At 73.7% G+C, this 22,318-nt stretch carries 4 protein-coding genes; all 4 read left to right on the top strand.

Annotated features, from left to right (window positions below):
- Window positions 1-173 precede the first annotated feature (173 nt).
- Window positions 174-5,912, top strand: a complete 5,739-nt coding sequence (locus CHC08_RS52695; RefSeq protein ID WP_218825820.1) for a type I polyketide synthase — start codon at window positions 174-176, stop codon at window positions 5,910-5,912.
- 604 nt (window positions 5,913-6,516) lie between these two features.
- Window positions 6,517-11,142, top strand: coding sequence for a type I polyketide synthase (locus CHC08_RS46030; RefSeq protein ID WP_089213691.1), 4,626 nt, complete (start codon window positions 6,517-6,519; stop codon window positions 11,140-11,142).
- A gap of 333 nt (window positions 11,143-11,475) precedes the next feature.
- Window positions 11,476-20,616, top strand: a complete 9,141-nt coding sequence (locus tag CHC08_RS46025) for a type I polyketide synthase (RefSeq protein ID WP_089213690.1) — start codon at window positions 11,476-11,478, stop codon at window positions 20,614-20,616.
- Between the two features lie 158 nt (window positions 20,617-20,774).
- On the top strand, window positions 20,775-22,318 hold a 1,544-nt coding region (locus CHC08_RS46020; protein WP_179282626.1), incomplete at its 3' end, for a type I polyketide synthase.

Raw genomic sequence — 22,318 nt, 5'->3', positions numbered from 1 at the left:
TCACGGTTGCGGATGTGCGGTGGGCGGAGTTCCTGCCGCTGTTCACGGCGAGCCGGGCTCGTCCGTTCTTTGATCAGTTGCCTGAGGCGGCTGTGCCGGCTGTGGTGCCGGAGCCGGATTCGGGGTTGGCTGCGCGGTTGGTGGGGTTGGCTGCGGCGGAGCGGGTTCGGAGTGTGCTGGATCTGGTGCGGTCCGAGGTGGCGGCGGTGCTGGGTCATGCGTCTGGCGAGATGGTGGAGCCGGGTAGGGCGTTCAAGGAGTTGGGTTTTGACTCGCTGACCGCGGTGGAGTTGCGCAACCGGCTGCGGGCCGCGACCGGGCTGGCGTTGCCAGCGACCCTGGCGTTCGACTACCCCAGCGCCGAGCGGCTGGCCGCGTTTGTGCTTGAGCAGGTGGTCGGCGTGGCCGCCCCGATGGTGGGGGCAGAGGTCACGGCGGTAACCACCGACGACCCGATCGTCATCGTCGGAATGAGCGTACGGCTACCCGGCGGGGTGGAGACACCCGAGGCGTTCTGGGACCTGGTCGCCTCCGGCCGGGACGGGATCGGGACCTTCCCCGCCGACCGCGGCTGGGACCTGGAGGCCCTCTACCACCCGGATCCGGACCACGCGGGCACCTCGTACACCCAGCACGGCGGGTTCCTGTACGGCGCCGCCGAGTTCGACGCCGGGTTGTTCGGGATTTCGCCGCGTGAGGCGTTGGCGATGGATCCGCAGCAGCGGTTGCTGCTGGAGACCTCCTGGGAGGCGTTCGAGTCGGCGGGGATCAGCCCGCTCGGCCTGCGGGGCGAGTCGGTCGGCGTGTTCGTCGGCGCCTCGTTCATGGGCTACGGGAACGGACCGGGGGAATCGGTCGACGGTCTCGAGGGGCACATGCTGACGGGTACGGCGTCGTCGGTGATGTCCGGGAGACTCTCCTACACGTTCGGGCTTGAAGGCCCGGCGGTGACCATCGACACCGCGTGCTCGTCGTCGCTGGTGGCACTGCACCTGGCCGCGCAGGCGTTGCGGTCGGGTGAGTGCTCGATGGCCCTGGTCGGCGGCGTCACGGTGATGCCGAACGCGGATGTGTTCGTGGAGTTCTCCCGGCAGCGGGGACTTGCCCCCGATGGCCGGTGCAAGTCGTTTGCCGCCGACGCGGACGGCACCGGCTGGTCGGAAGGCGTCGGCGTGCTCGTGGTGGAGCGGCTGTCTGACGCTCGACGGCTCGGTCACGAGGTCCTTGCGGTGGTGCGGGGTACGGCGGTGAATCAGGATGGTGCGTCGAATGGGTTGACGGCGCCGAATGGTCCGTCGCAGCAGCGGGTGATTCGGCAGGCCCTGGCCAATGCCGGCCTGGCTTCGTCCGAGGTGGACGTGGTGGAGGCGCACGGTACCGGTACGACGCTGGGTGATCCGATCGAGGCGCAGGCGTTGCTGGCCACCTACGGTCAGGACCGGGAGACGCCGCTGTGGTTGGGGTCGGTGAAGTCGAATATCGGCCACACCCAGGCCGCGGCCGGTGTTGCCGGTATCGCGAAGATGGTGCTGGCGATGCGGCATGAGAGTCTGCCTGCCACCTTGCACGCGGAGCGGTTGTCTCCGCATGTGGACTGGGCTTCCGGCGCGGTGTCGCTGCTGACGGAGGCGCAGCCGTGGCCGGCCGACGGCCGGCCGCGTCGAGCGGGCGTGTCCGCCTTTGGTGTCAGTGGCACGAACGCGCATGTGATCTTGGAGGAGGCGCCGGCTGCGGAGCCGGTTTTGGTGCCGACGCCGGGCGTGCACTTGCCGGTGGTGCCGGTGCTGGTCTCCGGGGCGAGTGAGGCGGCGCTGCGGGCGCAGGCGGAGCGGTTGCGCGGGGCGGTCACGGAGGTGCTCGCCGTTGCCGCGACAGAGCGAGGCTCCGGAACGGCAGCGGAGCTGCTGGCTGTGGCGGCGGCGGCCGCTCGGCGCCCGATGCTGGTGCATCGGGCGGTGGTGCTCGCGGGAGACGCCGGGGCACTGACCGTCGGTCTCGACGCGATCGCATCCGGCACCGGTGGCCTGACCGGGGTGGCTCGTTCAGGTCGAGTCGGTTTCCTGTTCTCCGGTCAGGGGTCGCAGCGGGTGGCGATGGGCCGGGGTCTGTATGAGACGTTCCCGGTGTTCGCGGATGCGTTCGACGCGGTCTGTGCGCACCTTGATCCGCATCTGGATCGACCGCTGGCGGTCGTGTTCGCTGATGAGGGGTTGATTCACCAGACCGGGTATGCGCAGCCGGCGTTGTTTGCGGTTGAGGTGGCGCTGCATGCTCTGTTGCGGTCGTGGGGCGTTGCTCCGGATGTGCTGGTGGGGCATTCGATCGGGGAGATCGCTGCGGCGCAGGTGGCGGGGGTGTTGTCGCTGGCGGACGCGGCCACGCTGGTCGCCGCCCGGGGCCGGTTGATGCAGGCGCTGCCCTCGGGTGGGGCGATGCTCGCCGTTGGAGCAGCCGAGGCGGATGTCCGGGCGCTTCTGGCCTCTATGGGCGGTGGCGAGGTGAGTGATGGTGCTCTGGCCTCGGTGGGCGGCGATGGGTCGAACGGTGGCGAGTCGAGTGGTGGTGGTTTGGCCGTCGTGGGCGGTGGCGAGTCGACCAGCGGCTTGGTCGTTGATGTTGCGGCGGTGAATGGTCCGGCCTCGGTGGTGGTGTCCGGGATTGAGGCGGACATCGACCGGGTTGCCGAACTGGCGGTGGAGCGGGGCTGGAAGGTCTCGCGGTTGCGGACGAGTCATGCGTTCCATTCGCGTCTGATGGAGCCGATGCTGGCGGAGTTCCGGGCGGTTGTGGCGCAGTTGAGTTTTGCTGAGCCGGTGGTTTCGGTGGTGTCGACGGTGACTGGGCGGCCGGTGGGGTCGGGGTTGTGGTCGGATCCGGAGTACTGGGTCGAGCAGGTTCGCAAGCCGGTCCGGTTCGCCGATGCGATTGGTTCGTTGGAGGGTGTCAGTAGGTTTGTGGAGTTGGGTCCGGATGGGGTGCTGGCCGCGCTGGTGCAGCAGCCGGATGCCGTCGCGGTTCCGCTGCTGCGCCGGGAGCGCGATGAGGTCACCACCGCGCTGACCGCGCTGGCCACCCTGCACGTCAACGGCGTCCCGGTGGACTGGAGCGCGCTGCATCAGGGCGTCCGGCAGGCGACGCTGCCGACGTACGCCTTCCAGCGGCAGCGGTATTGGATCACCGCGACCCGAGGCGCCGGCGACCTGAGCGCGGCCGGGCTCGACGCCGCCGACCACCCCCTGCTCGGCGCGGTCGTACCGCTGGTCGACGGGGACGGGGTGGTGCTCACCGGACGGATCTCGCTGCGCACCCAGCCCTGGCTCGCCGACCACGTGGTCGCCGGCGCGGCGCTGCTGCCCGGAACCGCGCTTCTGGAGCTCGCGGTTCAGGCCGCCCACCAGGTCGGCTGCGACACCGTCGAGGAGTTGACGCTGCACGCGCCGCTTGTCGTCCCCGACCGCGCCGCGGCCCAGATCCAGGTGACGGTGGACGGTCCGGACGAGCGGGGCCACCGGGCCCTGCGGATCCACTCCCGCGACGAGCGCGGCGACGGCTGGCAGCACCACGCCACCGGCAACCTCACGCTGACCGGCGCCGCAGCCGAGCCGTCTACGGCCGCCTGGCCGCCCGCGGACGCCATGCCGGTGCCGCTCGACGGCTTCTACGCCGGTCTCCGGGACATCGGTCTGGAGTACGGACCGGCGTTCCAGGCGCTGCAGGCGGTCTGGCGGCGCGGCGACGATCTGTTCGCCGAGGTGGTCCTCGACGACGACCAGCAGCGTGAGGCGTCCCGGTTCGGCGCGCATCCCGTTCTGGTCGACGCGGCGTTGCACGCGCTGAGCCTGACCGGCGAGGGTGACGGGGCGGCCCGGCTGCCGTTCAGCTGGTCGGACGTGGCCGTGTACGCCACCGGCGCGGATCGGCTGCGGGTCCGGCTCAGCCCGGCCGGCGGCGGCGCGGTCCGGCTCGAGGCGTTCACCACGGCGGGGCAGGCCGTGCTCACGGTCGGATCGCTGGTGCTGCGGCCGGTGCCCTCCGCCCGCCCCGGCGCGACCGACCTGTTCGCGGTCGAGTGGGCCCGGGTACCTGCGTCTTCCGTGTCGGTGACCTCCCCGGAGACGGCCGGCTGGGCGGTGTTCGGCGAGCCGCTGCCGGAGCTGCCCGGCGTGCCCGCACAGGCCACCCTCAGTGCTCCGGTCACGCTCCTGGCCGCCTGGGGTGCCGCGACCGATGAGGTCGCCGAGACCACGCAGGCCGAGACCACGAACGCCGAGACCATGTACGCCGAGGGAGTCGCCGAGGCGACGCATGCCGAGGTCCGCCGGGTGCTGGAGATCCTGCAGCGCTCGCTGGCCACTGACTCCCGGCTGGTGGTACTGACCAGGAACGCGGTCTTGCCGGAGAGCGGCGGCGCCGACCTCGCCGGGGCGGCGGTCTGGGGACTGCTCCGCTCGGCTCAGCAGGAGAACCCCGACCGGTTCCTGCTGGTGGACGTCGACGACGACGCCGCGTCCTGGCGGGCGCTGCCGGCGGCGCTGGCCTCCGGCGAGCCGCAGCTGGCGATCCGCGGCGGCGCGCTGTTCGCGCCACGGCTGGCGCGCACCACCGCGGCGGATCCGGTGTCCGAGCCGTTCGGCGCCGGCACCGTACTGATCACCGGTGGGTCCGGCGCGCTCGCCGGCCAGGTGGCGCGGCATCTGGTCGCCTCCCAGGGGGTCGGCCGGCTGGTCCTGGTCAGCCGCACCGGCGGTGGGGAGACGCTCGCCGAGGCGCTGCGTGCGGAGGGTGCGCAGGTCACGCTCGCCGCGGCGGACGTGACCGACCGGGCCGCGCTGGCCTCGGTGCTCGCCGAGATCCCGGCGGAGCATCCGCTAACCGCGGTGGTGCACACCGCCGGCGTCCTGGCCGACGGGATCGTCGAGCGGATGACGCCCGACCAGCTCGACCGCGTGCTGCGGCCCAAGGTGGACGGCGCGCTGCACCTGCACGAGCTCACCCGCGACCTGGACCTGTCGGCGTTCGTCCTGTTCTCGTCCGCGTCGGCGATCTTCGGGACGCCGGGCCAGGCGAACTACGCCGCGGCCAACGCGTTCCTCGACGCGCTCGCGCAACATCGCCGGGCGCTCGGCCTGCCGGGACAGGCGCTGGCCTGGGGGCCGTGGGCCGACGGCGGCATGGCCGGTGGCCTGGACGAGGCCGACCGGCAGCGGATGGCCCAGGCCGGCGTGCACCCGTTCGACGTCGAGTCGGGGCTCGCGGCGTTCGACGCGGCCGTGGCCGCGCCGGCGGCGCAGGTCGTGCCGATCCGGCTCGACCTGGCGACCGTACGGGCGACCGGGGAGGTGCCGCCGCTGCTGCGCGGCCTGGTCCGGCCGCCCACGGTCAGGGCCGCGGCGTCCGCGGCGGCGGCGACGGTGCCGGTCACCCAGCAGCTGGCGGGGCGCTCGGCCGAAGACCAGCGCGGGCTGCTGCTGGACCTGGTGCACAGCCACGTGGCGACCGTGCTGGGCTACTCGGCCGACCAGGTGATCGAGCCCACCCGGGGCTTCCTCGACCTGGGCTTCGACTCGCTCACGGCGGTCGAGCTGCGCAACGGTCTGACCGCGGCGACCGGCCTGCGCCTGCCGGCGACGGTCATCTTCGACTACCCGACCTCCGATGACCTGGCCGAGCACCTCCGCGACCAGCTGGTCCCGGCGGCCCCGCCGCTGCCCGCGCTGGCCGAGCTCGACCGGTTCGAGGCCGCACTGGCCGCCGACGGGCTCGACCCGGCGGTCCGCGACCAGATCGCCGGCCGGCTCCAGAAGCTGCTCGCCGGTTGGCAGCCGGCCGAGGCAGACGGGGTCGTCGACCTGCTGGAGGAGGCCAGCGACGAGGAGATGTTCGCCTTCATCGACAACGAGCTGGGCCTTTGACGTCCGCCCCGGCGTGAATGCCGGGGGTTCCTGCCATGTCGCTCGCGCGACATCTCGGTGGGTTCCGGTCTCACCGCCGGGGGCCTGGACGAGTCCAGGTCTTACCTCGGCTCCGCAGGCGTTTCACGTCTCCGCCCATCCGGCGGCGACGTGAATGTATTGCCGGATCGCGTCCTGATCTGACGGCAGAACCCGGAAGGCCAAGGCACGCTCGCGCCCTGGAGGACACTCCTGCGCTGAAGGCCGGAGCACCGGCCCGCATCTCGGTAGCGGGCCGGTGGCGGCGCGTCGCCTTCCTCGCTGGAAGGGCGCGGCCTGAGCGGGGAGGGCGCGATACCTGACCCCGCTCCGGCCGCACTCATTCGGAACGGCTGAGCCGGAGGGATGATCATCTCCTCGGCAGCGACTCACGGCTACTGCCGTGACCGACCAGGTGCAGCGTCGGGTCGCCGCCGGTCTGGGCCGGCCCCCGACCCCGGTTCTAAGGGAGTCGTAGGGGTTGAGGGGTCCGTTGGGCGCTCCTACCGTCTGGGACGGTGCCGCCGGTCCGTGGTGCCGCCCGCCCCCGCGATCCCGGTGACCGCCGGAGTGAGGTGACGCGCCGGTGTCGTCGAGTGAGCAGAAGCTTCGGGACTATCTGAAGCGGGTGACCGCAGACCTCCACCAGACCCGCAAGCGGCTGGCGGAGGTCGAGGCCGGAGCGCGTGAGCCGATCGCCGTCGTCGGCATGGCCTGCCGTTACCCCGGCGGGATCACCACCCCGGACGAGCTGTGGAACCTCGTCGCCGAGGGCAGGGACGGCATCGGGCTGTTCCCTGACAATCGCGGCTGGGACGTCGAGGGGCTCTACCACCCCGATCCCGATCACCCGGGCACGTCGTACGCGCGGGAGGGCGGGTTCCTCTACGACGCCGCCGACTTCGACCCGGACGTGTTCGGGATCTCGCCGCGGGAAGCGCTCGCGATGGACCCGCAACAGCGATTGCTGCTGGAGACGGCCTGGGAGGCGCTGGAGCACGCAGGGGTGGACCCGCTCGGCCTGCGCGGCAGCCGTACCGGCGTCTACGTCGGGCTGATGTACCACGACTACGCCGCACGCCTGCTCGACGTCCCGGACGAGGTGGAGGCCTACCTCGGGACCGGGAACTCCGGCAGCGTCGCCTCCGGGCGGATCTCCTACACGCTCGGGCTGGAAGGCCCCGCGCTGACCGTGGACACCGCGTGTTCGTCGTCACTGGTCGCGCTGCACCTGGCGGCCCGGGCGCTGCAGGCGGGCGAGTGCGACCTGGCGTTGGCCGGCGGGGCCGCGGTGATGGCCACTCCGGACACGTTCATCGGGTTCTCCCGGCAGCGCGGCCTGGCCGCCGACGGGCGGTGCAAGTCGTTCGCCGCCGCCGCCGACGGCACCGGCTGGGGCGAGGGCGCGGGCATGCTGCTGGTTGAACGGCTCTCGGACGCCCAGCGGTACGGGCACCCGATCCTGGCGGTCGTCCGGGGAACGGCGGTGAACCAGGACGGCGCGTCCAGCGGGCTGACCGCGCCGAACGGCCCCGCCCAGCAGAGGGTGATCCGGGAAGCCCTGGCCGTCGCCGATCTCAGACCGCAGGACGTGGACGCGGTCGAGGCGCACGGCACGGGCACCACGCTCGGTGACCCGATCGAGGCGCAGGCCCTGCTGGCCGCCTACGGTCAAGACCGGGAGACGCCGCTGTGGCTCGGGTCGATCAAGTCCAACCTCGGACACACCCAGGCCGCCGCCGGGGTCGCCGGGATCATCAAGGTCATCCAGGCCATGCGGCACGGGGTGCTGCCCAAGACGCTGCACGTCGATGAGCCGACGCCGACGGTCGACTGGGCCGCCGGGAACGTCGAGCTGCTCACCTCGGCGCGGCCGTGGCCGGCGGGGGAGCGCCCGCGCCGGGCCGGCGTCTCCTCGTTCGGGATCAGCGGGACCAACGCGCACGTCATCCTGGAGGAGCCCCCGGCCGAGACGGTCGCCTCCGGTCCGGCGACCGGCCGGGTGGCGCCGCTGATCGTCACCGGGCCGGACGCCGACGCGCTGCGCCGGCAGGCCGGGCGGCTCGGCCGGCACCTGCGGGAACACCCGGGCGAGTCCCTGGCCGACGTCGCCTGGTCGAGCACGCTGCGGGCCGCGCTGCCGCACCGGGCGGTGTTCCTCGCGCAGCGGACCGATGACGGCACGGGGAAGGCCGTCGACGCGTTGACCGCCTGGGCCGCCGGAGGCCGGGGCGAGGGCGTGGTCGAGGGAGTCACAGCACGCGGGAAGCGGGCGTTCCTCTTCACCGGACAGGGCGCGCAACGGCTGGCCATGGGGGCGGAACTCGCCGCCGAGTTCCCGGTGTTCGCGGACGCGCTGGCCACGGTCGCCGCCGCGCTCGACCCGCATCTGGACCGGCCGCTGGCCGCCGTGCTCGGCGACGAGGACCTCATCCACCGGACCGGTTACGCCCAGCCGGCGCTCTTCGCCGTCGAGGTGGCGCTGCACGCCCTGCTCTCGCGCTGGGGCGTGCGAGCCGACGTCCTGGTGGGCCACTCGATCGGGGAGATCGCGGCGGCGCACGTGGCCGGGGTGCTCTCGCTGGCGGACGCGGCCACGCTGGTCGCCGCCCGGGGCCGGTTGATGCAGGCGTTGCCTTCGGGTGGGGCGATGCTCGCGGTTGGGGCATCTGAGGCCGAGGTTCGGGCGCTTTTGGCCTCCGTGGTCGATGGCGCGTCGAATGGTGGTCTGGCCTCGGTGGGCGGCGAGGGGTCGAACGGTGGTGGTAAGTCGAGTGCCGGTGGCTTGGCCGTCGTGGGCGGCGGCGAGTCGCACGGTGGCTTTGCCGTTGATGTCGCGGCGGTGAACGGTCCGGCGTCGGTGGTGGTGTCCGGGGTTGAGGACGATATCGAGCGGATCGCCGAGCTGGCGGCCGAGCGGGGTTGGAAGACCAATCGCCTGCGGACCAGCCACGCCTTCCACTCGCGGCTGATGGAGCCGATGGTCGCCGCGTTCCGGGCCGTCGTGGAGACCCTGAGCTTCGCAGAGCCGACGACGCCGGTGATCTCGACGGTCACCGGCCGGCCGGTGACGCCCGGGCAGTGGTCGGACCCGGAGTACTGGGTCGAGCAGGTCCGCAGGCCGGTCCGGTTCGCCGATGCGATCGGCGCGCTGGAAGGCATCGGCACGTTCGTGGAACTCGGACCGGACGGCGTTCTCACCGCGATGACCCAGCAGCTGCGGCCGGACGCCGTGTGCGTTCCGACGCTGCGCAGGGACCGGGACGAGCCCACCACCGCGCTCACCGCACTGGCCACGCTGTTCGTCCACGGTTCCCCGGTCGACTGGGCCGCGGTGCTCCCGGACGCGCACCGCGTCGATCTCCCGACGTACGCGTTCCACCGGCGGCGGTTCTGGCTGGACGCGCTGCCCGCGGAGCAGCCCGGCACCGAGGGATGGCGCTACCGCGTCGAGTGGCAGCCGGCCGTCGAGCCGCCGGCGGCGTCGCTGACCGGTGCCTGGCTCGTGCTGGGTGACGACGGCACCCTCGCCGACACACTGCGGGCCGCAGGCGCCGAGGTGGTCACGGAGCCCGGCCCGGACCTCGACGGCGTGCTGGCCGCGGTGTCGACCCCGGCCGAGGCCCTCGCGGTCACCCGGCTGGGCCTGGCGGCACCGCACTGGTTCCTCACCAGGTGCGCGGTTTCCACCGGGCCGGACGACCCGGCACCCGATCTCGACCCGGCGGCGGCCTGGGGGCTGGCCCGGGTGGCCGGTCTGGAGCACCCCGACCGGTGGGGCGGGCTGGTCGATCTTCCCGAGCGGCTCGACGCCCCGGCGGCGGCCCGGCTCGTCGCGGTGCTGGCCGGCGGGCTCGGCGCCGAGGACCAGATCGCCCTCCGCGCGGCCGGTCCGATGCTGCGGCGGCTGGTCCCCGCACCCGTGCCGGGCGGGGCCCCGCACTGGTGGCCGGACGGAACCGTACTGATCACCGGCGGCACCGGCGGCCTGGGTGCCGAGGTCGCCCGCTGGGCCGCGGCCCACGGCGCGAAGCGGCTGGTGCTGGTCTCCCGCCGGGGCGCCGAGGCCCCCGGCGCGCAAGAGCTGCTCGCCGAACTGCCCATGGCGGAGGCACACGCCTGCGACCTGTCCGACCGGTCGGCGGTCGAGGCCCTGCTCGCCGACGTCGGCGAGGTGGACGCCGTCGTGCACGCGGCCGGCGTCAGCCAGGACGTGCCGCTGGCCGCCGAGGACGCGGACCACCTGCGCGCCGTGGCGGCCGGCAAGGTGGACGGCGCGGCCCACCTCGACGCGCTGCTGCCGGACGTGCCACTGATCGTCTTCTCCTCGATCGCGGGTGTCTGGGGGAGCGCGGAGCAGGCCGCCTATGCGGCGGCGAACGCGGCCCTGGACGCGCTCATCGCGCGGCGCCGGGCGCGGGGCGGGTCCGGGACGGCGGTCGCCTGGGGGCCGTGGGCCCGGATCGGCATGGCGGCCGACGACCACATCGCGGACCGGCTGCGGCGGCGCGGGCTCACCCCGATGGCGCCGGCCCGCGCGCTGGACGCGCTCAGTGTCGCGGCCGGCGCGAACGACGCCCTGGTCACCGTGGCCGACGTGGACTGGGCGCGGTTCGTTCCGGTGTTCTCCACCGCGCGGCCCCGGCCGCTGTTCACCGATCTGCTCCCGGACTCCCCTCCCGGCACGGGCCCGGCGCGCGACGACCTGGCCGCGGGGCTGGCCGACGCCACCCCGGCCGAGCGGGACCGGATCCTGCTGCGACTGGTCCGGGACGAGGTGGCCGCCGTACTCGGGCACGGGTCGGGAACCGCGGTGGCGCCGGGCCGCGCGTTCAGCGAGCTCGGCTTCGACTCGCTCACCGCGGTACAGCTGCGCGACCGGCTGATCGCCGCCACCGGACTGTCGCTCTCGCCGACGCTCGTCTTCGACTATCCGAACGCCGAGCAGCTCGCCGGGCATCTCAGGGAGACGCTCGTGCCCGCCGAGGAGGCGGCGGATCTGCCCGACGCCGAGATCCGCGCGGCGCTGGCCGCGATTTCGGTCGAGCGGCTTCGGGAGTCCGGGCTCCTGCCCCGGCTGCTGCGGCTGGCACCGGCGGATCAGGGCCGGCCTGCCCCGGAACCCGCCGAACCCGCCGACGATCTCGACGCGATGGACCTCGACGACCTGGTGAAGCTCGCGCTGGGCGGCGACGACCCCGACACGGACTGACGCCCCCGCTCGGATCCCGACGACCGACACTCCCGACGCCGCCGTACCGCCAGGACGATCCCGCGACCTACCCCGTCAACCGCACTGCCAGGACGATCCCTCGATCTACCCCGTCAACCGCACCGCCAGGACGACCCCGCGACCTACCCCGCCAGCCGTACCGCCAGGACGATCTCCCGACCTACCTCGTCACCCGCGACACACCCGGTCGCCCCGATCTGGCGGTTCCGACGACCCCTGCCCCAGCAGCCCCGACCCCCCACCCAGTCGCCCCGACCCCCCACCCCAGCAGTCCCGACAACCCCTGACCTGGCCTGACGAGCGGAGTAAACCATGACCCAGCCGGACGATAAGCTCGTCAAGGCCCTGCGCAGCGCACTGAAGGAGACCAACCGGTTCCGCCGTCAGCAGGAGGAGGCGACCGCGCGGGCCACCGAGCCGATCGCGATCGTCGGCATGGCCTGCCGCTACCCCGGCGGGGTGCGCGGTCCGGAGGATCTCTGGCGTCTGGTCGCCGGGGGCACGGACGCGATCGGAGACTTCCCGGCCGACCGCGGCTGGGACCTCACCACGCTGTTCAGCGACGACCCCGACGCGTCCGGTACCTCCGTCACGCGCGCGGGCGGGTTCCTCTACGACGTCGGTGACTTCGACGCCTCCCTGTTCGGGATCAGCCCGCGCGAGGCCCGCGCGATGGACCCCCAGCAGCGGCTGTTGCTGGAGTGCGCCTGGGAGGCGTTCGAGCGGGCCGGCATGGACCCGCTGGGCCAGCGCGGCGCCCGTACCGGCGTCTTCACCGGCAGCAACGACCAGGACTACCTCGGCCTGCTCGGCGACCACCCCGGTGAGCTGGAGGGCCACCTGGGAACCGGGAACGCCTCCAGCGTCCTGTCCGGCCGGCTGGCGTACACGTTCGGGCTGGAGGGCTCGGCGGTCACGGTGGACACCGCGTGCTCGTCGTCGCTGGTCGCGTTGCACCTGGCCGCGCAGTCGCTGCGGGCCGACGAGTGCGACCAGGCGCTGGTCGCCGGCGTGCTGGTGATGTCGACGCCGGGGACCTTCATGGAGTTCTCCCGGCAGCGCGCCCTGGCCGTCGACGGCCGGTGCAAGTCGTTCGCGGCGTCGGCCGACGGCACCGGCTGGGGCGAGGGCGCCGGGGTGCTGCTCGTCGAGCGGCTCTCGTCGGCGCGGGCGGCCGGGCGTCCGGTGCTGGCCGTGATCCGTGGCACGGCGGTGAACCAGGACGGGGCCTCCAACGGCCTGACCGCTCCCAACGGTCCGTCCCAGCGGCGGGTCATCCGGGCGGCGCTGGCGAACGCCGGGCTGGAGCCGGAGGAGGTCGACGCCGTCGAGGCGCACGGCACCGGCACCGCGCTGGGCGACCCGATCGAGGCCCAGGCCCTGCTGGCGACGTACGGCCAGGACCGCGAGGAGCCGCTCTGGCTGGGCTCGCTCAAGTCGAACATCGGCCACACCCAGGCCGCCGCGGGCGTCGGCGGCATCATCAAGATGGTCTTCGCGATGCGGCACGGGCTGCTGCCCAAGACGTTGCACGTCGACGAGCCGACCCCGAAGGTCGACTGGGCCTCCGGAGCGGTGGAGCTGCTCACCGAGGCCAGGACCTGGCCGGAGACCGGCCGCCCGCGCCGGGCGGCCGTGTCGTCGTTCGGAATGAGCGGCACGAACGCCCACGTGATCCTTGAGCAGGGCGATCCGGCCGAGGAGCCCGTACGGCCGGCCGAGTCCGGGCCGATTCCCCTGCTGCTCTCCGGCGCCGGCCCGGCCGGGCTCCGGGCGCAGGCCGCCGCCGTACGGAACTTCGCGGCGGGCGGAGCGTCGTTGCGGGAGATCGGAGCGACGCTGGCCCGGCGGGCCGCATTGTCCGACCGGGCGGTGGCGTGGGACCTCGAGAGCCTGGAGGCGGTCGAGTCCGGGCTCGTGGCCGGCACCGCCCTCGACGCCTCCGACGTGGTGTTCGTCTACCCGGGGCAGGGCGGCCAGTGGCTGAACATGGCGGTCGGGCTGCTGGACTCGCCGGCGTTCGCCGACCGCCTCCGGGAGTGCGACGCGGCGCTGCGGCCGCATACCGGGTTCTCGGTGGAGGCCGTACTGCGGGGCACGGACGACTGGCTGACCCGGGTGGAGGTCGTGCAGCCGGTGCTGTGGGCGGTCGGCGTAGCCCTCACCGCCTGGTGGGAGTCACACGGGCTGACACCGGCGGCGGTGGTCGGCCATTCGCAAGGCGAGGTCGTCGCGGCCGTGGTGGCCGGCGCGCTCTCGATCGAGGACGGCGCGCGGGTGGTCGCGGTCAGGTCCCGGGCGGTGATCGACCTCAGCGGGGACGGCGGAATGCTCTCGGTGAGCGCCCCCGCGGCCGACGTCGAGCGCTGGCTGGCCTCGCCTGAGGATCCGGGCCGGCCGAGCTGGGCCGACCTCGTCGTGGCCGCGGTCAACGGCCCGGCGCAGGTCGTCGTGGCCGGTGACCGGTCCCGGCTGGAGGCGTTCATCCCGTGGTGCGAGGAGCGGGGAGTTCGGGCCCGGCTGGTCGAGGTCCGGTACGCGTCGCACTCGCCGCAGGTCGAGCAGGTGCGGGACACCATTCTCGACGGCCTGGCCGACGTGCGGGGCGCCGTACCGCGCGTTCCCTGGTTCTCCACGGTCACCGGGGAACGGATCACCGACCCGGTGGACGGCGGCTACTGGTGGACGAACCTGCGCGAGCAGGTACGGTTCGCGCCGGTGATCCAGAGCCTCGCCGACGCGGGATTCCGGCTGTTCGCCGAGGTCTCCGGTCACCCGGTGCTCACCGTGGCGCTGGAGCAGTGCGCTCCGGACGCCGAGGTCTGTGGCACGCTCCGCCGCGGCGAGGACGGCCCGGCAGGGCAGATCCGCGCCCTGGGCGAGGCCTGGGCGCGGGGCGCGGGTATCGACTGGTCGCCGTGGTTCGCCGACACACGCTGGCTCCCCGAGCTGCCGACCTACGCGTTCCAGCGCCGCCGCCACTGGCTGACGCCCGAGGAGCAGCGCCGGGACCAGGGCGGTGACCCGGAGTTCTGGACCGCCGTCGAGGCCGGCGCCGAGTCCCTCGCCGGCGAACTCGGCCTGGCCACCGACGTCGTCGAGCCGGTGCTCGGCGGCCTGACGTCCTGGCGGGCGCGACGGAAACTGGCGTCCACGATCGACGGTTGGCGGTACGCGGTCGGCTGGGCCCCGCTGCCGGTCCCCGTACCGGCGCGACCGGAGGGCCGGTGGCTGCTCGTGCGGCCCGACGGCGTCGAGACCCCGGACCTGGCCGGCCTCTTCCCCGACCTTGACGTGCTGGTCGTGGACGCGTCCGCCGACCGGGCCGTGCTGGTCGCCGCCCTGCCCACCGGGCCGTACGCCGGGGTGGTGTCGCTGCTGGCCCTCGACGAGCGGCCGATGCCGGAACACCCCCTGGTCGCGCGCGCGGTCGCCGGTTCGCTGGCGCTGATCCAGGCGCTCGGCGACGCCGGGAACGACGCCCCCGTCTGGGCCCTCACCCAGGGGGCGGTCGGCGTCGACGGGGCTCCACGCAGCCTCGCCCAGGCCGAGGTCTGGGGCCTGGGCCGGATCGCCGGGCTGGAGACGCCTCGCCGCTGGGGCGGCCTGGTCGACCTGCCCGAGACGCTGGACGCCCGTGCGGGGGAAACCCTCACCGCCGTCCTCGCCGGCGCCCTGGGCGCGGAGGACCAGGTGGCGATCCGCTCCGGCGGGCTGTGGGCCCGTCGCGTCACCCCGGCCCCGGCCCGGAAGGGCGGGGAGGGCTGGCAGCCCCGCGGCACGATCCTGATCACCGGCGGCACCGGCGCGCTCGGCTCCCGGGTCGCGCGCTGGGCCGCCGCGAACGGCGCCGAACGGCTCGTGCTGACCAGCCGGCGCGGCGCCGACACCCCCGGAGCCGCGCGGCTCCGCGACGAGCTGGCCGAGACCGGCGTCGCGGTGCTGATCGTCGCGTGCGACCTGGCCGACCGGGCCGCGGTCGAGGCGCTGCTGGCGGGCGTCGGCACGGTCGACGCCGTCGTGCACGCCGCCGGGGTCGGCGCGAACGTGCCGTTCGACCAGACCGACGTCGAGCTGGTGGAGCGCCTGCTCGCGGGGAAGGTCGCCGGCGCGGTGCACCTGGACGCCCTGGTCGGTGACGTGGACGCGTTCGTCACGTTCTCGTCGCTGTCCGGTGTCTGGGGCAGCCAGTCGCACGCCGCCTACGCGGTCGCGAACGCCGCCCTGGACGCGCTCGCCGAGCAGCGCAGGGCCCGCGGCGGCAGGATGACCGCGATCGCCTGGGGCTCGTGGGCCGAAGCCGGCATGGCCTCGGCCGAGGTCGGGGCCGAACTGCGCCGGCGCGGCATCGTCGCGATGCCGACGGAGCCGGCGATCGAGGCACTGCGCCTCGCGGTCGCCCAGGACGACACGACGATCTGCGTGGTCGACGTCGACTGGCCGCGCTTCGCCGAGTTGTTCACCGCCGAGCGTCCCCGGCCGTTGATCGGCGACATTCCCGCCGTCCGGGACGCGCTCGCGCGGGCCGCGGAGCCCGCCGGGGACGGCGCGGGTCTCGCCACCCGCCTGGCCGGCTTGCCCGCCGCCGAGCGGGAGAGGGTCGTCCTCGAATTCGTCCGGGCCAGCGCCGCCGCCGTGCTCGGCCACGCCTCCAACGACGACATCGCGCCCCGCCGGTCCTTCCGCGACCTGGGCTTCGACTCGCTCACCGCGGTCGACCTGCGCAACCGGCTGCGGGCCGAGACCGGGGTTCCGCTGCCGGCCACGGTCGTCTTCGACCACCCGAACGCCGCCGCGCTCGCGGCGCATCTGCTCGCCCGGGTCGGCGGAACCGCCGCCCCCGCCGCGACCATGACCGTCACCGCAAGCGTGGCCGCGCTGGACGAGCCGATCGCGATCACCGCGATGAGCTGTCGTTTCCCCGGCGGGGTCGGCTCCCCGGACGACCTGTGGCGGCTGGTGGCCGACGGCGTCGACGCGATGTCACCGTTCCCCACCGACCGCGGCTGGTATCTCGGGGACCTGGTCAACGCCGACTCGTCGGTGCGCGGCACCACCTACACCAGCGAGGGCGGCTTCCTGCGCGACGTCGCCGGTTTCGACGCGCGGCTGTTCGGGATCACGCCGCGCGAGGCCGTCGCGATGGACCCGCAGCAGCGGCTGCTGCTGGAGTGTTCCTGGGAGGCCCTGGAACGCGCGGGCCTGGACCCGCTCGGCCTGCGCGGCACCCGTACCGGCATGTTCGCCGGGACCAACGGCTCGGACTACATGTGGTCGATGGGGGTCTTCCCCAGCGAGCTGGAGGGCCACCTCGGCACCGGCAACGCGGGTAGCGTCCTGTCCGGACGGGTCTCGTACACGTTCGGGCTCGAAGGCCCCGCGATGACCATCGACACCGGATGCTCCTCGTCGCTGGTCGCACTGCACCTGGCCGCGCAGGCCCTGCGGCAGGGCGAGTGCGACCTGGCGCTGGTCGGCGGCGTCACCGTCATGTCGACGCCCGGCCCGTTTGTGGAGTTCAGCAGGAAGGGCGGCCTGGCCGCCGACGGCCGGTGCAAGTCCTTCGCCGCCGCCGCCGACGGCACCGGCTGGTCCGAAGGCGTCGGCGTGCTCATGGTGGAGCGGCTCTCCGACGCCCAGCGGGCGGGCCGTCCGGTGCTCGCGGTGCTGCGGGGCAGCGCGGTGAACCAGGACGGAGCCTCCAACGGGCTGACCGCGCCGAGCGGTTCCTCGCAGCAGAAGGTGATCCGCCAGGCGCTGGCCAACGCGCGACTCGACCCCGCCGACATCGACGCCGTGGAGGCGCACGGCACCGCCACCACGCTCGGTGACCCGATCGAGGCCAACGCGCTGCTGGCCACCTACGGCGCCGGCCGCACCGGCGAGCCGCTCTGGCTCGGGTCGATCAAGTCGAACCTGGGCCACACCCAGGCCGCGGCCGGCATGGCCGGGCTGATGAAGATGGTGCTGGCGATGCGGCACGGTGTGCTGCCGAAGACGCTGCACGTCGACGCGCCCTCCCCGCATGTGGAGTGGGAGCTGGGCGGAGTCGAGCTACTCACCGAGGCCCGGCCCTGGCCGGAGACCGGGCGGCCGCGCCGGGTCGGGGTGTCCGCGTTCGGCGTCAGCGGCACGAACTCGCACGTCATCCTGGAGCAGGCCCCGGCGCTCGAACCGGCATCGGTATCGGCACCGGCGGTCGAACCGGAATCGGCACTGGCTCCGGCATCGGCGTCCGAGCCGGCCCCGGCGTCCGAGCCGACCTCGGCGTTTGAGCCGGCCCCGGCCCAGGCGTCGGGCGGGCCGGTGCCGCTGCTGCTCTCCGGCGCCGACGCCGGTGCGGTACGGACGCAGGCCGCGGAGATGCGGGACTTCGTCGCCGCCGGGGCCTCCCTGGCCGACGTCGGGGTGACGCTGGCGACACGAGCCGGCCTGGCCGAGCGCGCGGTGGCCTGGGATCTCGACGGCCTGGACGCGGTCGCGGGTGGGCTGGCGCCGGTGTCGGGTTCGGTGTCGGGGACCGATGTGGTGTTCGTCTATCCGGGTCAGGGTGGGCAGTGGTTGCGGATGGCGGTGGGGTTGCTGGATTCTCCGGCGTTCGCCGATCGCCTCCGGGAGTGTGATGCGGCGCTGGCGCCGCTGGTGGGCTTCTCGGTGGAGGCCGTTCTGCGCGGTGGCGAGGAGTGGTTGTCCCGGGTGGAGGTGGTGCAGCCGGTGTTGTGGGCGGTCGGGGTGGCGTTGACCGCCTGGTGGGCTTCTTATGGGGTGGTTCCGGCTGCGGTGGTGGGGCATTCGCAGGGCGAGGTGGTCGCCGCGGTGGTGGCCGGGGCGCTGTCGGTGCGCGACGGCGCCCGGGTGGTGGCGGCCCGCTCCCAGGCGCTGGTGAAGCTGGACGGCACGGGCGGGATGGCCTCGGTCAGCGCGGCCGCGGACAAGGTCGAGACCTGGTTGGCCGGCCCGCGGTGGGCGGGACTGGTGGTGGCGGCGGTGAACTCTCCGTCGCAGGTGGTGGTGGCCGGGGAGCGGCCGGTGCTTGAGGCGTTCGTGGCCTGGTGTGAGATGCGGGAGGTGCGGGCCCGGCTGGTGGAGGTGGGGTATGCGTCGCACTCGCCGCAGGTGGAGCCGGTGCGTGACGCGGTGCTGGCCGGGATGGCGGATGTCCGAGGCGCGGTGCCGGTGATCCCGTGGTATTCGACGGTCACCGGTGAGCTGGTCGTCGAGGCGGTGGGGGTGGAGTACTGGTGGGCGAATCTGCGGCAGCAGGTACGGTTCGCGCCCGTCGTGGAGAAGCTGGCCGGGGAGGGTTTCCGGTTGTTCGCCGAGATCTCCGGTCATCCCGTGCTGGGAGTGGCGTTGGAGCAGTGCGCTCCGGATGCCGGGGTGTGGGGGACGCTGCGGCGTGGTGAGGACGGTCCGGCGGGGCAGGTTCGGGCGTTGGGTGAGGCGTGGGTTCGCGGGGTGGAGGTCGACTGGCGGGCCTGGCCCACCGACGGCCACTGGCTCCCCGACGCGCCCACCTACCCCTTCCAGCACCGCCGGTACTGGCTCTCGCCGAGCGATGCGGGCGAGCCCCTCCCCGCCCCGGAGGCGGGTATGCGTCATACCGTCGGCTGGGCTCCGGTGCCGCTCGGCGCCGGCGCTCGGCTCACCGGCCGCTGGCTGGTCGTGACGCCCACCGGCGCCGACTCGCTCGTGCGGGCCGTGACGGAGCAGCTGACGTCGGCGGGGGCGGACGTGGTGACCGTCGGCGCGGGTGAAGTCCCGGCGGGCGAGATCGCGGGCATCGTGTCGCTGCTGGCGCTCGACGAGCGTCCGCACCCCGACCACCCGGGCGTTCCCCGCGGCCTCGCGGACACCGTCGCGCTGCTGCAGGCGTTGGACGGAGTGGACGCTCCGCTGTGGGTTGTCACCAGCGGAGCGGTCGAGGTCGGTACCGAGCCGGTGCGCAGCCTCGCGCAGGCCCAGGTCTGGGGCCTCGGCCGGGTCGCGGCGCTCGAACACCCCCGGCGGTGGGGCGGCCTGGTCGACCTGTCGGCCACCGGCGCGGACGGGCTCGCCGCGGTGCTCGGCGGGACCGGGGGCGAGGATCAGCTCGCGCTCCGCGAAGGGCAGGCCTGGGGGCGGCGCCTGCGGCCCGCGCCGGCGTCGGCCGGTGGCGGCTGGCGTCCGCGGGGAACCGTACTGATCACCGGCGGCACCGGTGCGCTCGGCGGGCACGTCGCCCGCTGGGCCGCCCGCAACGGCGCGACCGGCCTGGTCCTGGCCGGACGCCGGGGCCCGGACGCCCCCGGCGCCGAGGCGCTCCGCGCCGAGCTGACCGACCTCGGCGCACACGTGACCGTCGTCGCCTGCGACCTCGCCGACCGAGACCAGGTGACCGCGCTCGTCGCCGGCCTCCCCGCCGACCTCACCGCGGTCGTGCACGCGGCCGGTGTCGCCCAGGACACACCGATCGCCGACCTGACGTCGGCCGAGACCGCGGCGGTGACGGGCGCCCGCGTCACCGGGACGCTCCTCCTGGACGAGCTCCTGGCCGACGTCGAACTGGATGCCTTCATCGTCTTCTCGTCCGTGGCCGGTGTCTGGGGTACGGCGCGTCACCCCGCCTACGCGGCCGCCGACGCCTTCCTCGACGCGTTCGCCGGTTGGCGTCGCGCCCAGGGCCGGCCGGCCACCGCCATCGCCTGGTCGCCGTGGGCGGGCGGCGGGATCGCCGCCACGGTGGCCGCGGACGGTTCGCTGCTCCGGCTCGGCATCCGGCCTCTGGACCCGGGACGTGCGGTGGCCGAGCTGGCCACCGCGCTACCGGCGCTGGTCGCCGCGGACGTCGACTGGGCCCGATTCCTGCCGGCGTTCGGCCTGGCACGGCCCGGCCGCTTCTTCGACGAGCTGGAAGCCACCGCCGCGCGCGGCACGGATCAGGCCGAGGACACCGACGCCGTCACCGCGATGCGGGACCGCCTGGCCACCCTGTCGGCCGAGGACGCCGACCGCGAACTGGTCGACCTGCTGCGGGGCCACATCGCGGCCGTGCTCGGCTTTCCCGACACCGAGAAGATCCCGCCGGGCCGCGCTTTCCGGGAAATCGGCTTCGACTCGGTCACGGCCGTCGAATTGCGCAACCGAGTGAATGCGTCGACGGGACTTCGGTGTCCCGCGACGCTGGTATTCGACCACCCCACTCCGGCCGCGCTCGCGACATACCTGCGTATTAATATTGTCCCGAACAATTCACGCTCCGTACTCGACGAACTCGACGAGATAGAGCGCCGGCTCGCCGGCTCCACGCCGGACACGATCACGGGCACCAAACTGCGGATCAAGCTCCGTTCGCTGCTGTCCGCGCTGGAAGCGGGGGGTGCTCCGGCGCCTGCGCCATTGCCGCAGACGCCGGTCGGAGACTCCGACGACGAGCTGCTGAAGTTCATTGATTCGCAGCTGGGACGGGCTTGAGCGAGCGGTTCCGTAGGGGAGCGCTAGGGGTACGGGCGTCGATCCTGTGCTCCTAGCCTGAGCGTCGGGCTGCTGAATTCGCTATTCGAGGAAACAGCCTTTGATTTCGGACGTCGGTCAATTCGACGTTTGCTCGGTTATCCGCAGAGGTGGAGCGAATGGCGACTGAGGAAACCCTCCGCGACTATCTCAAGTGGGTGACCGCGGATCTCGCCCAGACCCGCCAGCGCCTCACCGAGCTGGAATCGGCCGATCAGGAGCCGATCGCCATCGTCGCGATGGGCTGCCGGTTCCCCGGCGGAGTCTCCTCCCCCGAGGATCTGTGGCGCCTGGTCACCGAGGGCCAGGACGCGATCTCGGGATTCCCCGCCGACCGTGGCTGGGATACCTGGTACGAGCCGGGTTCGGCCGAGATGGACGTGCTCACCGGCGGCTTCCTCTACGACGCCGGTGACTTCGACCCGGCGTTCTTCGGGATCAGCCCGCGCGAGGCCCTGGCCATGGACCCGCAGCAGCGGGTCCTGCTCGAAGTGGCCTGGGAGACCTTCGAGCGAGCCCGGATCGACCCGGCGACGCTGCGCGGCACGCAGGCCGGCGTCTTCGTCGGCGGTAGCTACATGGGGTACAGCTCCTACGTCGAGGACCTGCCCGACGGCGTTCTCGGCCACCTGCTCACCGGCACCGCGCCGGCCGTCCTCTCCGGCCGGCTCGCCTACACGTTCGGCCTGGAGGGCCCGGCGGTCACCATCGACACCGCCTGCTCCTCCTCACTGGTCGCCCTGCACCTGGCCGGCCGTGCCCTGCGCAGCCGCGAGTGCTCGATCGCGCTGGTCGGCGGTGTGGCGGTCATGTCGACCCCGGACTCGTTCGGGGAGTTCACCAAGCAGGGCGGCCTGGCCGCCGACGGCCGGTGCAAGTCCTTCGCCGCCGCCGCCGACGGCACCGGCTGGTCGGAAGGCGTCGGCCTGCTGCTGGTCGAGCGTCTCTCGGACGCCCAGCGCCTCGGTCACCCGATCCTCGCCGTGGTGCGGGGCAGCGCGGTGAACCAGGACGGCGCCTCCAACGGGCTGACCGCCCCGAACGGCGGCGCCCAGCAGCGCGTCATCCTGCAGGCCCTCGCGTCGGCCGGGCTGTCGCCCGCCGATGTGGACGCGGTTGAGGCGCACGGGACCGGGACGCGACTCGGTGACCCGATCGAGGCGCAGGCGCTGCTGGCCACGTACGGCCAGGACCGTGAGCAGCCGCTCCTGCTGGGCTCGCTGAAGTCCAACCTCGGCCATGCGCAGGCCGCGGCCGGCGTCGGTGGTGTCATCAAGACCGTTCTGGCCTTGGGCCACGGGCTGCTGCCTGCCACCTTGCATGTGGATGCGCCGTCTCCGCAGGTGGATTGGTCTGCCGGGTCGGTGGAGTTGTTGACCGAGGCGCGGGTGTGGCCGGAGACGGGTCGGTCGCGGCGTGCGGCGGTGTCTTCGTTTGGGATCAGTGGGACGAATGCGCATGTGATTTTGGAGCAGGCGCCGGCTGTCGAGCCAGTGGATCCGGTTGGGCCGGTGGGGCCGGTTGGGCCGGTGGTGGTGTTGCCGGTGGTGCCGTTGGTGGTGAGTGCGCGGTCTGCGGGGTCGTTGGAGGCGCAGATCCAGCGGGTGCGGGCGTTGGGTGCGGCTCCGTTGGATGTCGGTGTGGTGTTGACGTCGCGGGCGGT

The sequence above is a fragment of the Streptosporangium subroseum genome, assembly GCF_900188345.1.
Lineage (GTDB): Bacteria > Actinomycetota > Actinomycetes > Streptosporangiales > Streptosporangiaceae > Streptosporangium > Streptosporangium subroseum.
The sequence above is the reverse complement of the archived record's forward strand: the minus strand, read 5'-3'. Positions and strand labels throughout refer to the sequence as shown.

What these genes read in the sequence shown, in the direction of transcription:
- CHC08_RS46025 (WP_089213690.1), top strand. Translation starts at nt 11,476, where the DNA reads ATGACCCAGCCGGACGATAAGCTCGTCAAGGCCCTGCGCAGCGCACTG.